Here is a 20,488-nt window from a genome sequence, read left to right on the forward strand (position 1 = left end):
AGCGTCGTGGTGAGCCCCACGCCCGGCGGGTACGTCGTCGGCATCGACCTCGGCACGTCGAACACGGTCGCGGTGATCCGCTCGCCCGACGGACGCCGCCGCCCGGTGCTGTTCGACGGTGCCCCGCTCATGCCCTCGGCCGTGTTCCGCACCGACGACGGGCACCTCGCGGTCGGCCGCGACGCCCAGCGCCTGGCCCAGCTCGACCCGGGCCGCTACGAGCCCAACCCGAAGCGCCGCATCGACGAGCCCTCCGTCCTTCTGGGCAACGATGGTGTACCCACGGTGCAGCTGCTCGCGGCCGTGCTGCGCCAGGTCGCCGTCGGGGTGGCCGAGGTGACCCGGTTCGCGCCGCCGGTCGTGCTGACCTACCCCGCCTCCTGGGGCCAGACCCGGCGCAAGGCGCTGCACGACGCCGCGCTCGCCGCCGGGTTCACCGACGTCAGCATGCTGCCCGAGCCGGTGGCGGCCGCCCGGTACTTCATCAGCGCCCTCAACCACCCGCTGCCCCCCGGCGAGGCCGTGGTCGTCTACGACTTCGGCGGCGGCACCATCGACATCGCGGTCGTGCGCAACGACCCGCAGGGCTTCACCGTGATCGGCTCCGGCGGCCTGGAGGACATCGGCGGCCTCGATTTCGACGCGGCGCTCGTCGAGCGGCTCGGCGAGGTGCTGCAGGCCTCGCAGCCCGAGGTGTGGCGCCGGCTGCAGCACCCGCAGACCGCGCAGGAGCGCCGCGACCGCCGGTTGTTCTGGGAGGACGTCCGCGGCGCCAAGGAGATGCTCTCGCGCACCACGGTCGCCCCGGTCAGCGTGCCCGGCGTCGAGTCGGCGCTGCACCTGACCCGCGACGAGCTCGAGCAGAAGATCGGGCCGATGATCGCCCGGACGGTCGCCGAGACCGCGCGGGTCGTGCGCGACTGCGGGCTGGAGCCCAACAAGATGGCGGGCATCCTCCTCGTCGGAGGTTCTTCGCGGGTACCGCTGGTGGCCCGCATGCTGCACCGCGAGCTCGGCGTGGTGCCGACGGTGCTCGAACAGCCCGAGCTGCCGGTGGCGGAGGGCGCGGTCGTGCACCCGTCGGAGCTGACCGCTGCGGGCCGGGTGCCGGTCGCCTCGGGCACGGCCTCGGTCCCGATCCCGGTGAGCGCCGCCCCTTCCTCGGGCCCCGGCACGCTCTACGGATCGGCGATGTTCCCGGTCTCGGCGATCCCCGGCTCCCCGGTCTCGGCACCCCCCGCCATGCCGTCGGCCGCCCCTGTTTCGCCGGCCGTCGAACCGCAGACGCCGGCGCCCGTACCCCCGCCGAAGAAGCGGCGAAACGCGATCATCGCCGGAGCGGTAGCACTGGTCGTGCTCGTGGCCGGAGGGTTCTTCGCATACCGGGCGTTCCTCGCGAGCCAGCTCCTCGGGGACTGGAAGAAGCTCGCGGAGGTGCCGGGCAGCGTGGCCTTCGAGGGCGCGGGCGCGGCGGTGATCGGGCGGCAGCTGTACGTCATCGGCGGCCTCACGGCGGGCAACAACCGGCGGCAGCTGGACTCGGTGTGGATCTACTACATCGACCGCGGCACCTTCTCCGAGGGCCCGAAGCTGCCACATCCGCTGAGCCACATGAGCGTCGTCGTCGACGGGGTCGGCAGCATCTGGGTGCTCGGCGGGCTCGCCGCCGAGGGCGCCACCGACGAGGTCTGGCAGCTCAAGTCCGGCGCCAAGGACTGGGAGGAGGGCCCGAAGCTGCCCGCCAAGCGCACCTCGGGCACCGCGCTGTACGACGCCAACGGCATCCTCTACGCCGGCGGCACCGACACCGACCACCACGCGACCGACACGATCTGGGCCCTGGGCTCGAGCGGCTGGTCGACGATCGGCAAGATGTCGGTCGCGCGGGACAAGCTCACCGCGGCCACCGACCGGGCCGGCCGGGTCTGGCTCATCGGCGGGCGGCGCGGCGAGGGCCAGGCCGCCCTCGACACGATCGACGTCCTGCAGAACCGTGTCCTGGCCGACGAGCACCCGAAGCTCGACCACCCGCGCGAGGGGGCGGCCGCGGTGATGATCGACGGCATCGGCCTGTGCGTGCTCGGCGGCAACAACGGCCAGGAGGTGTACGACTGGTGGTGTGAGGACGGTGCGAAGACGTCCACGCTGCCGAAGCAGGACCTCCCGCGGGCCGGGCAAGCGGTGGCGGCCTCGGACGGCGTGGTCTACACCGTCGGCGGCTACAGCACCGCTCGCAAGCTCGACGGCACCTTCGACGTGCAGGCCTTCACGTACGCAAAATAACGGTTCAGAGCTTGCCGTCGACCAGCCGGACGCGATGGCCGAGGCGGCGCCCAGCCTCGGCCACGAACTCCGGGCGCAGCGGCGGCCAGTTCCAGAACTGCACCCCGACCCGCGCGAACGCCCACGCCACCCAGTCGCCGATCGGCGCCGGCCGTCCACATGCGACACACGCGACGTCACTGGGCCGGCCGGCGTGCCAGGCCGCCATCGCGGTCTCGAACGGCTCCCACTGCGGCTCGCCGTAGGTGCTCACCGCCCCGCAGTGCGGGCAGCGGAACTCGTCGTCCCCGCCGCCCTGCCCCGGGTCGACGACCGTGGCCGCCGCGAACACCTCGACGCCGTTGGTCCGCATGGTGCGCAGGTGCTCGTCGGGTGCGGTGACCGCCGCCTCGTACCGCGGCCCCGGCGGGTTGCCCAGCGGCGCCCCGAGCACGCAGTCGGTCCGCCCGGCCCGCACGATGCCCTCCGCCACGAGCCACGTCAGCAGATCGGCGGCGAGGCGCGGCGCCTCCTCCCCGGTGGCGTCGACGTCCGCGATGACCTGGAAGTAGTCGCCCACCCGGAGATCCTATCGTCGTGCACTTGGCCCAATCGCCGCGCCGCCGAATTGCGCTTCCGAGGGCCAACGACCCGGGCTTGAATAGGTGGCGTGACGATCGTGGACATGTGGTTCGACCCGAAGTGCCCGTGGGCGTGGAACACCTCGCGCTGGCTGCTGGAGGTGGAGCGGGTCCGGCCGGTGGAGACCCGCTTCCACGTGATGAGCCTGTGGCTGCTCAACAAAGAACGAAAGGGCCTGGAGGTTTGGTACCGCACGTGGCTCGCCGACACGCTCGGCCCGGTCCGCGTCCTGATCGCGGCGGAACAGCGCCACGGCACGCCGGTCCTGCGGGATTTGTACACGGAGCTCGGTACGCGGATCCATCACGGGAAAGAGGCGATCGGGCCGGACCTGTACCGCGGCGCGCTGGCCGCCCTGGATCTGGACCCGGCGCTGGCGGCGGCGGCCGACTCGGACGCGTTCGACGCGGCGCTGCTGGCCAGTCACCGCGCCGGCCTGGACCCGGTCGGCGAGGACCTCGGCACGCCCGCCCTCCACATCGGACGGTCGGCGTTCTTCGGCCCGGTGGTGACCCCGGTCCCGCGCGGCGAGGCGGCCGGCCGGCTGTTCGACGGCATGCTGCTGATGGTCGAGACGCCCGGCTTCTACGAGCTCAAGCGCGGCAACCGGGTCTCGCCGACCGTCGACCCCGTGTAGCGTCCCGCGCATGGAGCATGACGGATTCGTCGTACGGCCGGTCGGGCGCGTCGAGTCGCCGCTGGCCGACCGCGCCGGCGCCCCGCGGCAGGGGGACGAGGGCGCGCCGGAGGCCTGGCTGGTGTTCGAGGAGCGGGTCGGCCCGGCCCTCGCCGACCTGCGCCCCGGCGACCGCGTGCTGCTGCTGACCTGGCTGCACCGGGCCGACCGGGACGTGCTGGCCGTGCATCCGCGCGGCGACCGGACCCGGCCGGAGACCGGCGTGTTCAGCACCCGCGCCCCCGACCGGCCCAACCCCATCGGGCTGCACGGGGTCGAGGTGCTCGCCGTCGACGGGCTGCGGGTGCGGGTGTCGGGGCTGGAAGCGATCGACGGTACCCCGCTGCTGGACGTGAAACCCGTGCTCGGCGAGCTGGAAGCGCGCTGATCGGCCCGGTCCCGATTCCGACAGAGCCGGGCGTGTCGCCGGGGGAGCTGGTTGGATCTTGGCGATGAACCGATTGTGGGAGCTGCTGCCGGCCGGCGTGCGGGCGCAGGTCGACGAGGAGCTCGCGGCCGGGTCCACGGTGCGGGCGATCCAGCTGGTGCACACCAACCACGGGATCGACGACCTCGACGAGCTGCCCACGCTGCAGGAGAGCCGGGAGGCGACCGAGCTGCGGCGCGACCACCTCGTGGCCGAGGGGCGGCTGCCGCACCCGTCGGCGGCCGACCTGCCCGCGGCGCTCGCCCGGGCCGCGCTGCTGGCGGGGCCCGTCGAGGCGGTACAAACGGTGTGGGTCGGTTCGTTTCCGCGGATGATGGCCGTCCTGCAATCCGGGGACGCATCCTCGCGTCAGGTCAGCCTGGCCACCCTGCCCGACGGGGAACCGGCGGCGGTGGCCGAGCTCGGGGCCGGGCTGTCGGCCGCGCTGGGGGTGCCGTTCCGCTCGGCGCCGCACTGAGGTCTTAGGATTCCGCGATGCCCCTCCGGTTCGCGGTGGACCTCGGTACGTCCAACACGGTCGCCGTGCTCGACCGCGGCGACGGCTCGCCCCGGCCGCTGCTGTTCGACGGCAGCCCGCTGCTGCCCTCGGCCGTGTTCGCCGACGCCTCGGGCGCGCTGCTGGTCGGGCGGGACGCCGAGCGGCACATGATGACCGACGCGGCCCGCTTCGAGCCCAACCCCAAGGGCCGCGTCGACGACGGGGTCATCCTGCTCGGCGACCGCGAGGTGCCCGTGGCGGAGCTGCTGGCCGCGGTGCTGCGCCGGGCCGCCTCCGAGGCCGGCGGGCCGGGGCCGCTGCAGACGGTCCTCACCTGCCCGGTCGACTGGGGCAACACCCGCCGTTCGGTACTGCTCGACGCCGCCCGCCGCGCCGGACTCGGCCCCGTCACGCTGGTCGACGAGCCCGTCTCGGCCGCCACGTACTGCGTGCGCGCCCTCGGCGGCCGCCTCGCCCCCGGCCGCTGCGCGGTGGTCTTCGACTTCGGCGGCGGGACGCTGGACGTCACCGTCGTGCAGGCCCGGGGCGCGGCCCCGCTGCGGGTCCTGGCCACCGGCGGCCTCGCCGACCTGGGCGGCACCGATATCGACGACGCGCTGGTCGGCCACGTCGGCCAGCTCATCGAGCCGGACCTGTGGCAGCGGATGGCGCATCCGCGCACGCCGGGCGAGTACCGCGACCGGCGCACATTCTGGTCCGAGGTACGCCAGGCCAAGGAGATGCTCGCCCGCGCCGCCTCCGCCCCGATCCACGTCCCCGGCCGCGACGGCGCCACCCACCTGACCCGCGAGGAGCTGGACCGGATCGCGGGCCCGCTGGTCGACCGCGCCGTGGACGAGACGCGCCGGGTCCTGCAACGCTCGGGCGTCACCCCGGCCCAGCTGGACGCGATCGTCCTGGTCGGCGGCTCCTCCCGGCTCCCCCTGGTGGCGAGCCGGCTGCACGCCCGGTTCGGCCTCGCGCCGATCGTCCCGGAGCAGCCCGAGCTCCCGGTCGCCTTCGGCGCCCTGCTCCTGACGGCCGGCCAAGCGACCGCCACAATGCCCGCGCCGCCGGCAACCCAGCCCGCCGGCTATCCCACGCCGCCGACCACGCCCGCTGGTTATCCCGCGCAGCCGACAACCCCACCCGCCGGTTATCCCACGCAGCCGTCGACTCCGCCCGGCGGCTATCCCGGGCAGCCCACGACTCCGCCCGCTGGTTATCCCGCGCAGCCGCCGACTCCGCCCGGCGGCTATCCCGGGCAAGGGGCTGTCGGCGGCTATTCGTTGACGTCGGCTGTTCCCATCAGTTCGCCCCCGGTGGCGCCGGTCAGCGTGCCGCCCGAGCCGAGCGCGCCGGTCGTACCGCAGCAGCCCCGCCGCCCGTCCGTCGTCATCGGGCCGGGCGTGACGATCCAGGGCAACGTGGCCATCTACGGCGACGACGACCTCATGCCCCGCGACCGTGTTCATGACGCTGACGACGAACCGGAGCCCGAGCCCCCGAAACCGCCGCGCCGGCGCAAGAGGAGCTGGCTGCGCTTCGCCGCCCTCCCTCTGCTGCCCTGGGTCATCATCATGGCCGTCACCCCGTGGGGCCGCGCGCTGTTCAACGACGGCAAGGCCAAGGTCGAGAACCTCCTCGGCGCCGGACCGACCCCCAGCGCCTCCGCCTCCGCCGCCCCGTCAACACCGCCGGCGCCCTCGAAGGAGGCGACGCCGGTCGCGGCCACCGTGCAGCTGCAGCCGAACTCCGGCAAAGCGGGCACGACTGTACAGCTCACCGCGCGCGGGTTCGCGGCCGGGGAGAAGGTCGAGGTCCGCGCGGGCACCAAGCTGCTCACCACCCTCACCGCCGACGACGCCGGGGCGGCCGAGGCGAGCGTGGTCGTCGCGCCCGCGGGGACCAAGGCCGGCCAGGTCGTCGTCCAGTTGTTGGGCAAGACCAGCCGGAAGTCGGCCCCGGGCAGCTTCCGCGTCACGGCTTGAACCGGGAGCTTGAACCGGGAGCTTGAACCGGGAGCTTGAACCGGGAGCTTGAACCGGGGGACTACTGTCAGAATTCATGTGGCAGTGTGGGGTTTGCGGCGCGAGCAACGACGGTGACGTTGCCGCCTGCTCGTCGTGCGGCGCGCGGCGTCCGGAGCAGGGTGCACCCAACCCCGCCGCGCAGGGACTCGGGTCCTGGCCGCCGGCCGGAACGCTGCCCGCCGAGCCGCCCGTCTCCTGGCCCGCGTCCGCCCCCGCCGACGCCTTCGGCTCCTGGTCCCCGTCGAGCGGCGCACCGGCCCCGGGCACTGAGGCTCCAGGCAGCGACGCCCCAGCCCCAAGCGTCGCGCCCCAGACCCCGCCGATGCCCACCGGCCCGGCGCAACCCCTGCCCGGCGAGGACCTGGCCGCCCAGAACTGGCCCGGCGCCGGCGTGAACTACGGCCAGACCCCGACCCCATGGGTCACCAGCGCCCCCATCCAGCCGGCCTCCGGCCCCGCCCAGGGCCCCGCACCGTGGGTGGCGAGCGCCCCGGTCCAGCCGGTCTCCGGCCCCGGCCAGGCCCCGCCGCCGTGGTCCGCCGCAAACGCCACGACCCAGCCGCAATGGACCGGCGCAAACGACGCGAACGCCACGACGCAGCCGCAATGGGCCGACGCAAACGCCGCAAACGCCGCGAACGCCACGACGCAGCCGCAGTGGTCCGGCGCAAACGCCGCGAACGCCGCGACGCAGCCGCATTGGGCCGCCGCGAGCGTGCCCGCGCAGCCGCAGTGGGTGACCAACGAGCCGCCCGACCAGGACCCGAGCCGCCGCCCGGTCTGGATCTTCCCCGCGATCGTGGCGGTGGTGTTGCTGCTCGCCGCCGGTACCGTCGCGTTCGTCCTCCGTGACCGCATCCTCGGCGACGACCAGGCCGGCAGCCCCACCACCGGCCCCACCGCGACCTCGAACCCGATCGCCCCGACCACCGCCGCCGCCGCGCCCACCGAGACGGCCACGGGCGATCCGACCCCGACCCCGGCCCAGACGACCGCCTCCCCGCCGACGGTGCCGGCGAGCGTGGGCGCGGTACGGCTGGATCCGAGCCTCGACCCCACGCAAGGCCCGGCCGTCGCCGCGGTGTTCGACAAGTACTTCGCCGCGGTCAACGCCCGCAACGCCGGCTCCGCGCTCGCCGTGATGGACCCGAACGGCTCGATCAACCAGAGCGACTCGGCGGCGGTCAAGCGGTTCACGGACGGGATCAGCACCAGTACCGACGACGATGTCCTGCTGCTCGCCCTCGGACCCGACGGCAGCGGCAAGGGGCTCCTCCAGGCCCGCGTCACGTTCCGCAGCCAGCAGCAGTCCGGCAAGGGGCCCAAGGGCCGCGAGTCGGAGACGTGCACCCGCTGGGACGTCACGTACTCGATCACCCGGCCGGGCGGCGAGTACCGCATCTGGGGCAGCACGAATGCAGGAAATCGGCCCTGTTGACGGCCGCCTCGGTGGACCTGTCGAAGCCAGAGCAAAGCGGCGATGATCGAGGCATGCGTTTCCAGCATCACGAGGCCATCTGGCGCGACTTCCCGCAGCTCGTCCCCGGCGTGCTCGCGGTCGGCGCCATCACCCCGGCCCTCGACGTGAAGGTCGATCAGTTCCTGGACCGGGCCCGCGACCGGCTCACCGGCACCGCGGAGAGCGCCCTGCCCGAGATCCAGGCGTGGCGCAAGGCGTTCGCGGCGCAGGGGATCAAGCCCACGCAGTACCGCTGCGCCTCGGAATCGCTGCTGCGGCGCCTGCGCATCGAGGGTGACCTGCCGGCGCTGCACCCGCTGGTCGACCTCGGCAACGCGGTGTCGGCGGCCTTCGCGATTCCCGTCGCCGCCATCGACCTCGACCGGATCGCCGGGGACCTCGAGGTGCGCTACGCCGACGGCACCGAGACGTACGAGACGTTCGCCGGCACCGTCGAGCACCCCGACCCGCGCGAGGTCGTGTTCGCCGACGACGAGGGGTTCGCGCACGCGCGGCGGTGGACCAACCGGCAGAGCGGCCGCTCGGCGATCCGCCCCGCGACGGCCCGCGTGCTCATCGTCGCCGAGGGCCTGCACGAGACCGCGGCGGACGACGTCCCGCGGCTGGTCGAGGAGCTGGCCGCGGCGCTGCGCGCGGCCGGCGCGAACGTCACGGCCACCGCGGTGCTGTCGGCGCGGCAACCGTCGTTCGGCTAACATCCGCCAAGTGCTGGACACGACCCGCGCCGTGCGCATCGCCGCCGTCCTCACCGCCCTGGCCGCGCTGGCGCTGGCGTTCGGCATCCGGGCGCTGTACGGCGGCACCCTCTACAGCAACGGGGCGCTGCAGCAGAACAGCGGCACCGCCCTCTACGCCTCCGCCCTCTACGCCGGCGTGGTCTTCGTCGCGCCGCGGCGCTCGCCGCTCGTGGCCGGTGCGTGGGCGATCGGCCTGTGCTGGCTCATCGAGCTCTTTCAGCTTTCGGGTGTACCGCACGAGCTCAGTCAGTACAGCATCCTCCTGCGGTTGATCCTGGGCGACGCGTTCGACTGGAACGACATGCTCTGGTATCCGGTCGGAGTCGTGCCCCTGGTCCTCGTCGAGATGCTCGCGAGGACCAGGGGACGCCGCGTTCAGGAGACGTGACCCGCGGTCCAGCACGCGGCTCCGGTGTGGCAGCCGACCAGCGCGGTCAGTGACGTGTGCAGCTGGGCCAGCCGCGCCGCCGGCAGCGAGCCCGCGGTGTTGTGCAGCTCGTTCGGGTCCGAACCGCGGTCGTAGTACTCGCGCTCGCCGTTGTCGTACTCGACATACGTGAAGGTGGCCGTACGTACGGCCGAGTACGTGGTCGGCATGCCGTTGCGCGCGTCCTGCACGTCCGGGTCGTCGGCGCTCGTGCCCGGACCGTGGTGCTCGACCAGCGACGCCGTGCGCCACTCGGCCGTCGTGCCGCCGGTGAGCAGCGTGACGAGCTGGCGGCCGTCGACGTCGGCGGCGATCGGGGCGCCGCCGATGCGCTGGAACGTCGGGGCGAGGTCGATGTTCTGCACCACCTGCGGCCGCTCGAGCCCGGCGTTCACGTTCGGCCCGCTGACGACGAGGGGCACCCGCACGTCGTGGTCGAACGCGGTCTGCTTGCCCTCGACGAGCCGGTGCTGGCCCATGTGGAAGCCGTTGTCGGAGCTGAACACGACGTACGTGTTGCCGGCGACCCCGGCGGCGTTGAGGGTCTGGCGCAGGTTCGCGATCATCCGGTCGACCGCCTGCACGGCCTGCGCCCGCTTGCGGAAGTCGGTGTCGATCTTCTTGAGCTCGTCGGCGGTCAGCGGCCCGTTGCCGGCCAGCCAGCCCGGCGCGTTCGTGGGCAGCGTGTCGAAGGCGGGGCCGCGGGGCGCGGTCAGGCCCGGGAACTTGTCCAGGTCCTGGCGGGCCGGGGTGAACGGGCCGTGCGGGGCGAACGTGGCGATCTCCAGCAGGAACGGCTTGCCGGCGGCGGCCGAGCGCTTGATGAACGCCTGGCCCTTGCCGCTCACGACGTCGGTGAGGTAGTCGGCGTCCGCGTTGCCGTAGGGGACCAGCTTGCCGTTCTCGTTGAGGTTGTAGTTGTACTCGCCGTAGGCGTTGCCGGCCACGTCCCACTCGCTCCAGCCTGGCGGGACGTAGAGGTCCTTGGGGAGGTACCCGTTAAGGTACTTGCCCATCATCGCGGTGTTGTAGCCCTGGCCCTGCAGCGCCGTGGCGAACGTGTGGTCCTCGTTGCCGCGGCCGTGGAACACCCCGAACCCGCCGTCCGGCGCCTCGTTGGTGAAGACGCCGGTGTCGTGCGGGAACTTGCCGGTGAAGATCGACGAGCGGGACGGGCAGCACAGCGAGTCGGTGACGGTGTAGTTCGTGAACGTCGTGCCGTCGCGCTGCAGTTGCTGGACCTGGGGCATGTACTGCACCAGGTTCCACGCGAGGTCGTCGACGAGCACGAAGACGATGTTGGGCTTGCCGGCCGCCGCGGCGGGTGCGGGGGCCGAGCTGACGAGCGCGGTCACGGCCAGCCCGGCGGCGGCCACGGCGGCGATCAGTGCGGGCAGTTTGCGCATCCCTCAGCTCTACCCACTGACACGCGTCGATAGGTACGAGCGGTGTTCGGATCGCGTCAACATGCCTTTTCGCCGCCGCGGCGCGACGAAAAACTGTGCCGAAGGCTCAGGTCGCGGTGATGACCCCGCCCCAGAGCAGCGCGATGATGATGCCGCCGACGGCCACCCGGTAGTAGACGAACGCGGCGAAGGTGTTGCGGGCGACGTACCGCAGCAGCCAGGCGATGCTCACGTAGGCCACGATGAAGCTGATGACGGTGCCCACGCCGGTCTGCACCCAGCCGACGGTGCTGGCGATCTCGTCGGAGCGGGTGACCGCCTCCAGCACGCCGCCGGCGGTGAGGGCCGGGATGCCCAGGAAGAACGAGAGCCGGGTCGCCGTCACCCGGTCGAGGCCGCGGAAGAGCGACGCGCTGATCGTGGCGCCGGAGCGCGACACGCCGGGGATGACCGCGATGCACTGCGCGAGCCCGATGATCAGCGAGTCCTTCCACGTCACCGTGGACTCGCCGCGCTCCTGCTTGCCCAGGTGGTCGCCGAGCGTCATCACGATGCTCCACAGCACCAGGCCGCCGGCCACGAACCACATGCTGCGCAGGGCGCCCTCGATGTAGTCCTTGAACAGCAGGCCGACGATGATGATCGGGATCGAGCCGACGATCACGTTGATCGCCATCCGCCAGTCCTCGCCCTGCCGCTGCTCGGCCTTGAACAGCCCCCGGAACAGCGCGGTGACGAACCGGATGATGTCCTTGCGGAAGTAGATGACCGCGGCGAGAATCGCGCCGACCTGGATGACCGCGGTGAACGCCGTGACGCCCTTGTCGTCGATCGGGATCCCCATCAGCTTCTCGGTGATGGTCAGGTGCCCGGTCGAGGACACCGGGAGGAACTCGGTCACGCCCTCCACGACGCCCAGCACGATCGCTTCCCAGATCTGCAACGCCGTTCCCTCTCGTCGCGCCCGACTTCGCCGCCAGGGAACTTACCGGACGCGCCTGAGAAGACTTTCAGTCGCGGTGGTGCTGGTTCGCGTGCCCGGCCGCGAGCTCCTCCCGCAGCTCCTCCAGGTGCTCGGTCTCCGAGGGAAGATCGAGCCGATCGAGCAGCTCCAGCGCCGGTTGGATCTCCAGCGAGCCATAGACGTCATGGAAGCTGTACAGCACGCCCCCGAACACCGCCGCCCGCAGCCGCTCGTGCTCGGCCGCCGCCTGGTACACCGGAAACTTGAGCTTCCACGGCACCGGCCCGCTGACCTTGAGCACCGCGCCGGCCCGCCGCTGCAGCCCCTCGTCGTCCTCCCCGAGCCGCCCGGCGTCCCGCCCCAGCACCTCGTGAAACGCCCGCTCGACGGTGGCGATGTCCTCGAACCAGTCCACCCACAGCGAGTACAGCACCGCCTCACTGGGCCGCGGCTGCTCCAGCTGCTCCCGAAGCGCCTGCCAGTGCGTGTCCCACAGCGCGTCGTCCTCGGTGGCGTTGACGAACCAGCGCAGCTCGACGAGCACCCAGTACGCGTTGAGGATCTCCAGCAGCCCCAGCCCGACCTCGAGCTTCTCGGCGTCCGAGAGTTCATCGTCCCCGCGAATCTCCGGCATCAGATCACGGGCGGCGTCGTTCGGATCACCCTCCGTGTCGAGGCTGTGCGCGGCCAGCCATTGCCGGGTCCGTTCGCTGCGTGCAGTCTCCACGATCGACAAGTATCGCCGCTCCCCGCTCACCCCACAAAGGATCATGCACGGCGGGGTGTCTCACAGTGGCTGGACGCCGAGGGGGAGGGGGCCGGTGGCGACGTGGTCCAGCAGCGTGGTGCGCAAGGCCTGGGCGGCGTGCGACAGGACCGACTCGCGGCGCTGGGCCAAAGCGATCGTCCGGTGGATTCCCGGCGCGACCAGGGGCGCCGCGTGCAGCAGCGGCCGGTTGACCAGGGCCATGCTCGGCACCAGGGCCACCCCCAGGCCCGCCTCGACGAAGGCGAGCACCGCGTCCATCTCGCCGCCCTCCACGGCGTACCGCGGCGTGAAGCCCGCGCGCCGGCACGCCTCCAGCGTCGTGTCGCGCAGGTCGTAGCCCGTGCGGAACATGACCAGCGGGGTGTCGCGCAGTTCGGCCAGGGCGACCCGGGACGGCAGTGGCGCGACCGAGGCGACCACCAGGCTCTCCCGCAGTACCGGCACCGTCTCCAGGGCCGGGTCGGTGCCGCGGGCCGGTTCGACGATCAGGGCCAGGTCCAGGCCGTGGCCGACCAGGGAGGCGACGAGGTCCTGCGAGCCGCCCTCGTCGACGTGCAGCTCGATGTCCGGGAAGCGGGCGTGGAAGTCGCGCAGCACGAGGGGTACCAGCGACGTGCAGAGGCTCGGGGTCGCGCCCAGGCGCACCCGTCCGCGGCGCAGGCCGACCACCTCCTGGACGGCGTCGCGCGCGGTGTCGGCGTCGGCGACCACCTGGCGGGCCAGGGGCAACAGCGTCTCGCCGGCCATGGTCAGCACCACGCCGCCCCGGGAGCGGTCGAACAGCGGGGCGCCCAGCGCCGCCTCCAGGGTGTGAATTTGTTTACTCAGCGTGGGCTGACTCACACCCAGCTGCTCCGCCGCGCGGGTGAAATGTCGTAGTTCGGCGACGGTCACGAAGTATCGGAGCTGTTGCAGCTGCACCTCGATAGCTTATGGCTATCGCCACTGCGAGATTCATGCATTGGACGAATCGCGAAGGCCGGACCTAGCGTCGGCGGAGTGGCGGTAATGACGGCAGAACGGGCGACTCCGGCAATCCGGAAGAAGAAGGCATCGTCCGTTGCCCTGAAGCTCCTGATGGCGGTCACCGGCATCGTGCTGGTGCTGTTCCTGTTCGCGCACATGGCCGGCAACCTGAAGATTTTCATCGGGGCCGAGTCGTTCGACCACTACGCGCACTGGCTGCGCGACCTGGGTGCGCCGGCGCTGCCGCACGAGTGGTTCCTGTGGATCCAGCGCGGCGGGCTGACGGCCGCGGTGCTGCTGCACATCTTCGCCGCCGCGGTCCTGGCCCGACGGGCCCGCGCCGCGCGGCCGGTGCGCTACGCCCACCGGGCCAAGGTCCAGGGCAGCTACGCGGCCCGGACGATGCGCTGGGGCGGCGTCATCATCGTGCTCTTCGTGATCTTCCACATCCTGGACCTGACCACGGGCACCGTGAACCCGGTCGGCGACCACGAACACCCGTCGGCCAACGTCATCGCCGACTTCGCGCCCGGCCGCTGGTACGTGACGCTGTTCTACACGCTCGCGATCGTGGCCGTCGGCTTCCACCTGCGCCACGGGATCTTCTCCGCGGTGCGCACCCTCGGCCAGCAGTCGCCGCGCGGCGAGCGGATCGCCCGGGCGGTGGCCCTGGTGCTCTCGCTGGTGCTGGTCGTCGGGTATCTCAGCGTGCCGTTCGCGGTACTCACCGGATTGGTGCACTGACATGAGCCTCTGGACCGAGGGCGACCCCGTCGCCGACACCGCCGCGCCGGACGGGCCGATCGAGACCCGCTGGGAGCGCCGCCAGTTCGGCGCCAAGCTGGTCAACCCGGCCAACAAGCGCAAGCTCACGATCATCGTGGTCGGCACCGGGCTGGCCGGGGGCTCGGCGGCGGCGACCCTGGCCGAGGCCGGATACAAGGTCCGCTCGTACTGCTACCAGGACAGCCCCCGCCGCGCCCACTCGATCGCGGCGCAGGGCGGCATCAACGCGGCCAAGAACTACCGCAACGACGGCGACTCGGTCTACCGGCTCTTCTACGACACCGTGAAGGGCGGCGACTTCCGGGCCCGCGAGTCCAACGTCTACCGCCTGGCCCAGGTCTCGGTGAACATCATCGACCAGTGCGTGGCCCAGGGCGTGCCCTTCGCCCGCGAGTACGGCGGCCTGCTCGACAACCGCTCGTTCGGCGGCACGCAGGTCTCCCGCACCTTCTACGCCCGCGGGCAGACGGGCCAGCAGCTGCTGCTCGGCGCGTACCAGGCCCTGGAGCGCCAGATCGCGGCCGGCAACGTGGAGATGAACGCCCGCCACGAGATGCTCGAGCTCGTCGTGGTCGACGGCAAGGCCCGCGGCATCGTCGTGCGCGACCTCGTCACCGGCGAGATCACCACCGACCTCGCGGACGCGGTGGTGCTCGCCTCCGGCGGGTACGGCAACGTCTTCTTCCTCTCCACGAACGCCAAGGGCTGCAACGTGACGGCCTCGTGGCGCGCCCACCGGCAGGGTGCCCTGTTCGCCAACCCCTGCTACACGCAGATCCACCCGACCTGCATCCCCGAGTCCGGCACCCACCAGAGCAAGCTCACGCTGATGAGCGAGTCGCTGCGCAACGACGGCCGGGTCTGGGTGCCGGTCCGGGCGGGCGACCACCGGGCCCCGGCCGAGATCCCCGAGGACGAGCGCGACTACTACCTCGAGCGGATCTACCCGTCGTTCGGCAACCTGGTGCCCCGGGACATCGCGTCGCGGGCCGCCAAGAACGTCTGCGACGAGGGGCGCGGCGTCGGCCCGGGCGGCCTCGGCGTGTACCTCGACTTCGCCGACGCCATCACCCGGCTGGGCCGGCCGGCGGTCGAGGCCAAGTACGGCAACCTGTTCGAGATGTACGAGCGCATCACGGGCGACGACCCGTACGTGACGCCGATGCGCATCTACCCGGCCGTGCACTACACCATGGGCGGGCTGTGGGTCGACTACGACCTGCAGTCGAACATCCCCGGCCTGTTCGTCGTCGGCGAGGCCAACTTCTCCGACCACGGCGCCAACCGGCTGGGCGCGTCCGCGCTCATGCAGGGCCTGGCCGACGGGTACTTCGTGCTCCCCAACACCATCAACGACTACCTCGCCGCCGGGCCGTTCCCGAAGGTCGACGCCACGCACGAGGCCGTCGTGGCCGCGCGCGGCGCCGTCGAGGACCGGCTCGCGAAGCTCCTGGCCGTCAACGGCGACCGCACCGTCGACTCGTTCCACCGCGAACTCGGCCACATCATGTGGGAGTACTGCGGCATGGAGCGCACCGAGGAGGGCCTGACCAAGGCCCTGGGACTCATCCGCGGGCTGCGCGAGGAGTTCTGGGCCCGGGTCAAGGTCCCCGGCACGGGCGAGCAGCTCAACCAGAACCTCGAGCGGGCCGGCCGCGTCGCCGACTTCTTCGAGCTGGCCGAGCTCATGTGCGTCGACGCCCTGCACCGCGCCGAGTCGTGCGGCGGGCACTTCCGCGCCGAGAGCCAGACCCCCGACGGGGAGGCCATGCGCCACGACGACGAGTTCTCCTATGTCGCCGCCTGGGAGTTCGCCGGTACCGGCGAGCCGCCCGTCCTGCACCGGGAAGCGCTCGAGTTCGAGTACGTCCACCCGACCCAGCGGAGCTACAAGTAATGGACATCAAGCTGCGCGTGTGGCGCCAGGCCGGCCCCGCCGACAAGGGCAAGATGGTGACGTACCAGGTGAAGGACATCTCCCCGGATGCCTCCTTCCTGGAGATGCTCGACGTGCTCAACGAGCGGCTGATCCTCGAGGGCCAGGAGCCGATCGCCTTCGACCACGACTGCCGCGAGGGCATCTGCGGCATGTGCGGGATGATGATCAACGGCGTCGCGCACGGGCCGCTCAAGGCGACCACCACGTGCCAGCTGCACATGCGGCACTTCAACGACGGCGACACCATCGACGTCGAGCCGTGGCGGGCGGCGGCCTTCCCGGTCGTGCGCGACCTGGTCGTGGACCGCGGCGCGTTCGACTCGATCATCCAGGCCGGCGGCTACATCACCGCCCCGACCGGCGCCGCGCCCGACGCGCACGCCACCCCGGTGCCCAAGGTCGACGCGGACGCCGCGTTCGAGGCGGCCACCTGCATCGGCTGCGGCGCGTGCGTGGCCGCCTGCCCGAACGGCTCGGCGATGCTGTTCACCGCGGCCAAGGTCGGCCACCTCGGGCTGCTGCCGCAGGGCCAGCCGGAGCGCGACACGCGGGTGCTGAGCATGATCGAGGCGCAGGACGAGGCCGGCTTCGGCGGCTGCACCAACGCGGGTGAGTGCACCACGGTGTGCCCCAAGGGCATCCCGCTCACCCTGATCGGCCGGCTGAACAGCGACTACCGCAAGGCGGCGACCGGACGGCGCGGCTAAAGTACCGACTCATGCAGCTGTCGGAGCTCGCCGGGCGGCGGGTGGCGGTGTGGGGTACCGGCCGGGAGGGCATCGCCGCGCTCGACGCGATCGCCCCGGTCGGACCCGCGTCCCTCATCGCCGTGCAGGACAAGACCACCTTCCTGGCCGCCGCGGGGTGGGACCGGGACGTCCCGCTGTTCCAGGGCGAGGCGATGGGCCCGGCGCTGGACGGCGTCGAGGTCCTCGTGCGGTCCCCGGGCGTCGGCGAGTCGAACCCGTGGATCCAGGAGCTGCGCCGGCGCGGGGTCGCCATCACCGGGGGTACCGCCCTGTGGATGGCCGAGCACGCCAAGCAGACGATCGGCGTGACCGGCTCCAAGGGCAAGAGCACGACGACGACGCTGATCTCGCACCTGCTCACCGCGACCGGCCGCCCGAACGAGCTGGGCGGGAACATCGGCATCGCGGTCCTGTCGCTGCCGCCGGCCGAGCGGTACGTGCTGGAGCTGTCCATGTACCAGTGCGCGGACCTGCAGGACTCGCCCCGCGTCTCGGTGGTCACCTCGCTGTTCGAGGAGCACCTGGACTGGACCCGCGACGGGCTGCCCGCGCAGTATTACGCGCACAAGCTCAACATCGCCATGCACGGGCCGGAGGCGGTCGTCTACAACGCGACCGACCCGACCCTGCGCGCCGAGCTGGCCGCGCGCCCCGGCCTGCCGCTGGTGCCGGTCGAGCCCGCGCTGTCCGACGGCTGGGTCGTGCGCCACGGCGAGCGGCTGTTCCCGCGCGAGGCGTTTCCGCTGCGCGGTACGCACAACACCGGCAACCTGTGCGTGGCGCTGGCGGCGCTGGAGGCGGCCGGCGTCGACGTGGCCGGCGAGCGGGCGGCGATCGAGGCCGGGCTGCGCTCGTACACGCCCCTGCCGCACCGGCTCACCCCGATCGCCGACCCGTCCGGCATCGAGTTCGTCAACGACTCGCTGTCGACCGCGCCGCAGACGACCATCCACGCCATCGAGGCCTACGCCGGGCGGCCGCTGGTGGTGCTCGTCGGCGGCCAGGACCGCGGGATCGACTACACGCCGCTGCGCGACTATCTGCGCGACAAGGCGGTACAGCTGACGCTTGTGGCAATTCCGGACAGCGGCGAGCACATCCTCGATGTCGTGGGGGACCTGCCCGGGGTTGCCCGGGAGGTGGCCGAGGACCTGCCCGCCGCCGTCGCGCGCGCCCGGGAGCTGGTGCCCGCGGGCGGGGTGGTGCTGCTGTCGCCGGCCGCGCCCAGCTACGGCCGGTACGACAACTACGAGGCCCGGGCCAGGGCGTTCATCGCCGCGATCGAGGCCACCCGGGTCACAGGTACGGCCGGGTGAGCAGCTCCAGCCCGTGCCCGGCGGGGTCCATGACGTAGAGCCCCCGCCCGCCGTGCTCGTGGTTGATCTCCCCGCCCCGCTGCCGCTGCGGGTCGGCCCAGAACTCTCGTCCCTGCTCGCGCAGCCGGGCGAGGGCCCGGTCGAACAGCTCGTCGTCGACGAGGAACGCGTAGTGCTGCATCTGGATCTCCACCGGCGGCTCGGCGAACTGCAGCAGCACGCCGTCGGCGAGCTGGATGTTGGTGAACGGCCCCCAGGACGGGGCCTCCGCCGCCTCGAGCAGCTCGCGATAGAACCGGGCGGACTCGCCACGGTCGGTCGACGCGATGATGGTGTGGTTGAAACTGGCCGGCATTTGTCATGCTCCTCACTGGTACTTCCGACAGGGACGCGAAACTCGCCCGCGAGGGGGTCCGCGTGTCGGGGCCGTGAGGCGCGCCGGGATCAGTGCTCCACCGGATCACCAATCCGTGCGTGGCTGGTCGCCGGTCCGGTGTTCACGGGCCGACATTAACATGCGCGCATGGGGATGAAGGCCACGCTGCTCGCGTTCGTCGACGGGGATCTGGCCCCCGCGCTGCTCGGGGCGACCCCGACCGATCCCGAGGAGGCGCTGGAGTTCGTCCGGGAGCTCCACCCGGGGCACCGCGTGGAGCCCGACCCGTACGAGGACAGCACCCTGGCCGAGACGTACCCGCCGGACGGCACCACGCACGTGGCGATCCTGGCCGGGGCCGAGCTCGTCGCCGACAAGCGGGTGGTCTACGACTGCCCCTCGCAGCTGCCGGCCCACCTGCTCGCCATGGGCGCCGGCCGGCGGATCCTCATGTTCGCCACCCACTCCGTCGTCGACTGGCTGGCCTTCGCCGTCTGGGAGGACGGGAAGCTGGTGCGCTCGCTGGGCCTGCTGCCGGACGAGGGCATCCAGGAGAACATCGGCGAGCCGTACCCGTTCGAGCGCCCGTTCTGGGCCGGCGAGCACCCGGTCGAGCCGGACGAGGACGAGGGCGAGTACCCGCTGCCGTTCCACCCCCTGGAGCTGGGCGACGTGGTGCTGCGCGAGCTGTGGGGCTTCGACGAGGTCGACTGGATCGACGTGCCCATGCGCGGCTTCCGGACCACCGAGGCGGTCACTGAGCCGGCGTGACCGGGTGCACCTCCAGTTCCTCGCAGCCCGGGCCGGACCACGGGACCAGGGTGGACTCGGTGTCGTCGGGCGGGATCACCAGCAGGCCCGCGAACGGCAGGCAGGCCGGGCTGGCCGACTCGAACGCGAACGCCTCCACGGTCGCGGTCGCCGACTTGCCGACCGGGATGGTGACCGTGGCGATCGTGCCCGGCCCGCCCAGGTACCCCGACGGCGTGCGCCTGGCCTCCGCGAGCTGCTCGCCCCGCGTGTTCACCGCGTCCACGCCCGGGTAGCCGCGCATCCGGCACGGGGCGGTGCCGGCGTTGATGAACACGATGACCTGGCTGAAGTGGCCCTTGTCGGCCGCGGTGGTGCCGGCCGAGACGCGCAGCCCGGTCTTGGTGCGGCAGGGGACCGTGGCGGCGCCGGTCGTGCCGCTCGGCGTGCCCGGCGGGCTCTGCGGTGCGGTCGTCGCCGCGGCGGCGCTCGGGGTCGGGGCCGGCGTCGGGCTGACGCTCTGCGCGGGCAGCGGTGGCTCCGGGTCCGGGTCGGTGCGAAGAGCCAACGCCGCACCGGTACCGAGCACCGCCACCGCCAGCGCCGCGACGCCCGCCCGCTGCGTGGCGCTGCGCCGGCGGGCCCGGCGGCGGATGTCGGACACCGGCGGGGGAGCGACGGCGTGCTCGGCGTGCCGGGCCAGACCGAGCAGGTGCCCTTCCAGGTGCTCGTCCAGGTTCGGTTCCGTCATGCCGCACCGCCCACGAATGAGTCGCCGAGTGTCGCCGCCAGGGCCTTGCGGCCGCGGGAGAGCCGCGACTTCACGGTGCCGATGGCCACGCCCGTCTCCCGGGCGATGTCGTCGATCGCGAGGCCGACGAGGTGGTGCAGGACAAGGACCCGGCGCATGTCCGGCGGCAGCTGCCGCAACGCGTCGACGAGGGCCACGTGGTCCGGGCCGGGGTCGGGCACGTTGTCGGGGAGGCCGTGCCGCCGGTGCGCGGCGAGCCGGTTGACGGCCCGGCGCCAGTTGCTCACCGCGAGCCGGTACGCGACCGTGCGCACCCACGCCTCCGGGTCCAGATAAGCGGAGACAGTCGCCCAGCGCTGCCACGCCCGGATGTAGGCATCCTGCACCGCCTCCTCGGCGGCGCCGAGATCGCCGGTCATGGCGTACAGCTGGCCGACGAGCCGCCGGTAGCTGCCGGAGTAGAAGTCGTCGAAGTCGGGGGCCCCCGTCATGTATCGCCTCCGTTCACATGGCTCACGCCTGACGGAGGCAAA

The 20,488-nt window shown here is 72.4% G+C and carries 21 protein-coding genes; 13 read left to right on the forward strand and 8 right to left on the reverse strand.

Going from position 1 to position 20,488, the window contains the following annotated elements; translation table 11 throughout:
• Positions 1-6: 6 nt before the first annotated feature.
• A complete protein-coding gene (locus tag ACQPZ4_RS13360) occupies positions 7-2,283 on the forward strand; it encodes an Hsp70 family protein (RefSeq protein WP_433059770.1) in 2,277 nt (758 codons plus the stop codon).
• 4 nt (positions 2,284-2,287) lie between these two features.
• Here ACQPZ4_RS13360 and ACQPZ4_RS13365 read toward each other — a convergent pair whose 3' ends face one another.
• Positions 2,288-2,842: a hypothetical protein gene (locus ACQPZ4_RS13365; RefSeq protein ID WP_433059772.1), complete on the reverse strand. Its 555-nt coding sequence runs from the start codon at positions 2,840-2,842 to the stop codon at positions 2,288-2,290.
• Positions 2,843-2,947: 105 nt separating this feature from the next.
• On the opposite strand from ACQPZ4_RS13365, the gene ACQPZ4_RS13370 reads away from it, so the two are divergent.
• From ACQPZ4_RS13370 to ACQPZ4_RS13400, 7 genes are all read left to right on the forward strand, one after another.
• Positions 2,948-3,541, forward strand: coding sequence for a mycothiol-dependent nitroreductase Rv2466c family protein (locus ACQPZ4_RS13370; RefSeq protein WP_433066501.1), 594 nt, complete (start codon positions 2,948-2,950; stop codon positions 3,539-3,541).
• Positions 3,542-3,551: 10 nt separating this feature from the next.
• A complete protein-coding gene (gene tsaA / locus ACQPZ4_RS13375; protein WP_433059775.1) occupies positions 3,552-3,968 on the forward strand; it encodes a tRNA (N6-threonylcarbamoyladenosine(37)-N6)-methyltransferase TrmO in 417 nt (138 codons plus the stop codon).
• Between the two features lie 64 nt (positions 3,969-4,032).
• Positions 4,033-4,485, forward strand: coding sequence for a hypothetical protein (locus tag ACQPZ4_RS13380; protein ID WP_433059778.1), 453 nt, complete (start codon positions 4,033-4,035; stop codon positions 4,483-4,485).
• A 17-nt stretch (positions 4,486-4,502) separates the two neighbouring features.
• Positions 4,503-6,497 carry an Hsp70 family protein gene (locus tag ACQPZ4_RS13385; RefSeq protein ID WP_433059781.1) on the forward strand — a complete coding sequence of 665 codons (1,995 nt, stop codon included), beginning with the start codon at positions 4,503-4,505 and terminating at the stop codon, positions 6,495-6,497.
• 364 nt (positions 6,498-6,861) lie between these two features.
• The gene (locus ACQPZ4_RS13390) at positions 6,862-7,977 is read left to right on the forward strand and encodes a hypothetical protein (RefSeq protein WP_433059784.1); all 1,116 of its coding nucleotides are present in this window, start codon (positions 6,862-6,864) and stop codon (positions 7,975-7,977) included.
• Between the two features lie 53 nt (positions 7,978-8,030).
• Positions 8,031-8,714 carry a B3/B4 domain-containing protein gene (locus ACQPZ4_RS13395; RefSeq protein ID WP_433059787.1) on the forward strand — a complete coding sequence of 228 codons (684 nt, stop codon included), beginning with the start codon at positions 8,031-8,033 and terminating at the stop codon, positions 8,712-8,714.
• Positions 8,715-8,724: 10 nt separating this feature from the next.
• The gene (locus tag ACQPZ4_RS13400; RefSeq protein WP_433059790.1) at positions 8,725-9,144 is read left to right on the forward strand and encodes a DUF2809 domain-containing protein; all 420 of its coding nucleotides are present in this window, start codon (positions 8,725-8,727) and stop codon (positions 9,142-9,144) included.
• Here ACQPZ4_RS13400 and ACQPZ4_RS13405 read toward each other — a convergent pair.
• From ACQPZ4_RS13405 to ACQPZ4_RS13420, 4 genes are all read right to left on the reverse strand, one after another.
• Positions 9,132-10,589: a sulfatase family protein gene (locus ACQPZ4_RS13405; RefSeq protein ID WP_433059793.1), complete on the reverse strand. Its 1,458-nt coding sequence runs from the start codon at positions 10,587-10,589 to the stop codon at positions 9,132-9,134. The two genes, ACQPZ4_RS13400 and ACQPZ4_RS13405, sit on opposite strands and share 13 nt — an antisense overlap.
• Before the next feature lie 106 nt (positions 10,590-10,695).
• Positions 10,696-11,532 (reverse strand): undecaprenyl-diphosphate phosphatase, encoded by an 837-nt coding sequence (locus ACQPZ4_RS13410; protein WP_433059795.1) that lies wholly within the window; start codon positions 11,530-11,532, stop codon positions 10,696-10,698.
• 67 nt (positions 11,533-11,599) lie between these two features.
• On the reverse strand, positions 11,600-12,280 hold the full coding sequence (locus ACQPZ4_RS13415; protein WP_433059798.1) for a hypothetical protein: 681 nt from the start codon (positions 12,278-12,280) through the stop codon (positions 11,600-11,602).
• Positions 12,281-12,340: 60 nt separating this feature from the next.
• A complete protein-coding gene (locus tag ACQPZ4_RS13420; RefSeq protein ID WP_433066503.1) occupies positions 12,341-13,249 on the reverse strand; it encodes a LysR family transcriptional regulator in 909 nt (302 codons plus the stop codon).
• An 81-nt stretch (positions 13,250-13,330) separates the two neighbouring features.
• Here ACQPZ4_RS13420 and ACQPZ4_RS13425 point away from each other — a divergent pair, with 81 nt between their 5' ends.
• From ACQPZ4_RS13425 to murD, 4 genes are read left to right on the forward strand one after another with little or no spacing between them, the layout of a single operon-like run.
• On the forward strand, positions 13,331-14,032 hold the full coding sequence (locus ACQPZ4_RS13425) for a succinate dehydrogenase cytochrome b subunit (RefSeq protein WP_433059801.1): 702 nt from the start codon (positions 13,331-13,333) through the stop codon (positions 14,030-14,032).
• A gap of 1 nt (position 14,033) precedes the next feature.
• Positions 14,034-15,971 carry a fumarate reductase/succinate dehydrogenase flavoprotein subunit gene (locus tag ACQPZ4_RS13430; RefSeq protein ID WP_433059804.1) on the forward strand — a complete coding sequence of 646 codons (1,938 nt, stop codon included), beginning with the start codon at positions 14,034-14,036 and terminating at the stop codon, positions 15,969-15,971.
• Complete coding sequence (locus ACQPZ4_RS13435) at positions 15,971-16,720, forward strand: succinate dehydrogenase/fumarate reductase iron-sulfur subunit (RefSeq protein WP_433059807.1); 750 nt, start codon at positions 15,971-15,973, stop codon at positions 16,718-16,720. The genes ACQPZ4_RS13430 and ACQPZ4_RS13435 overlap by 1 nt, the downstream gene beginning before the upstream one ends.
• A gap of 11 nt (positions 16,721-16,731) precedes the next feature.
• Positions 16,732-18,078 carry a UDP-N-acetylmuramoyl-L-alanine--D-glutamate ligase gene (murD, locus tag ACQPZ4_RS13440; protein ID WP_433059810.1) on the forward strand — a complete coding sequence of 449 codons (1,347 nt, stop codon included), beginning with the start codon at positions 16,732-16,734 and terminating at the stop codon, positions 18,076-18,078.
• On the opposite strand, the gene ACQPZ4_RS13445 is transcribed toward murD, so the two are convergent.
• Positions 18,059-18,433, reverse strand: a complete 375-nt coding sequence (locus tag ACQPZ4_RS13445; RefSeq protein ID WP_433059813.1) for a VOC family protein — start codon at positions 18,431-18,433, stop codon at positions 18,059-18,061. The two genes, murD and ACQPZ4_RS13445, sit on opposite strands and share 20 nt — an antisense overlap.
• Positions 18,434-18,601: 168 nt before the next feature.
• On the opposite strand from ACQPZ4_RS13445, the gene ACQPZ4_RS13450 reads away from it, so the two are divergent.
• The gene (locus tag ACQPZ4_RS13450) at positions 18,602-19,225 is read left to right on the forward strand and encodes a DUF6928 family protein (protein WP_433059816.1); all 624 of its coding nucleotides are present in this window, start codon (positions 18,602-18,604) and stop codon (positions 19,223-19,225) included.
• Here ACQPZ4_RS13450 and ACQPZ4_RS13455 read toward each other — a convergent pair.
• Both ACQPZ4_RS13455 and ACQPZ4_RS13460 read right to left on the reverse strand, forming a co-directional pair.
• Positions 19,209-19,955: a DUF4232 domain-containing protein gene (locus tag ACQPZ4_RS13455; RefSeq protein ID WP_433059819.1), complete on the reverse strand. Its 747-nt coding sequence runs from the start codon at positions 19,953-19,955 to the stop codon at positions 19,209-19,211. The two genes, ACQPZ4_RS13450 and ACQPZ4_RS13455, sit on opposite strands and share 17 nt — an antisense overlap.
• The gene (locus ACQPZ4_RS13460) at positions 19,952-20,446 is read right to left on the reverse strand and encodes a SigE family RNA polymerase sigma factor (RefSeq protein ID WP_433059822.1); all 495 of its coding nucleotides are present in this window, start codon (positions 20,444-20,446) and stop codon (positions 19,952-19,954) included. Before ACQPZ4_RS13460 ends, ACQPZ4_RS13455 begins: the two co-directional genes overlap by 4 nt.
• Positions 20,447-20,488 lie beyond the last annotated feature (42 nt).

Source organism: Dactylosporangium sp. CS-033363, from assembly GCF_050942475.1.
Classification (GTDB): Bacteria; Actinomycetota; Actinomycetes; order Mycobacteriales; family Micromonosporaceae; genus Dactylosporangium.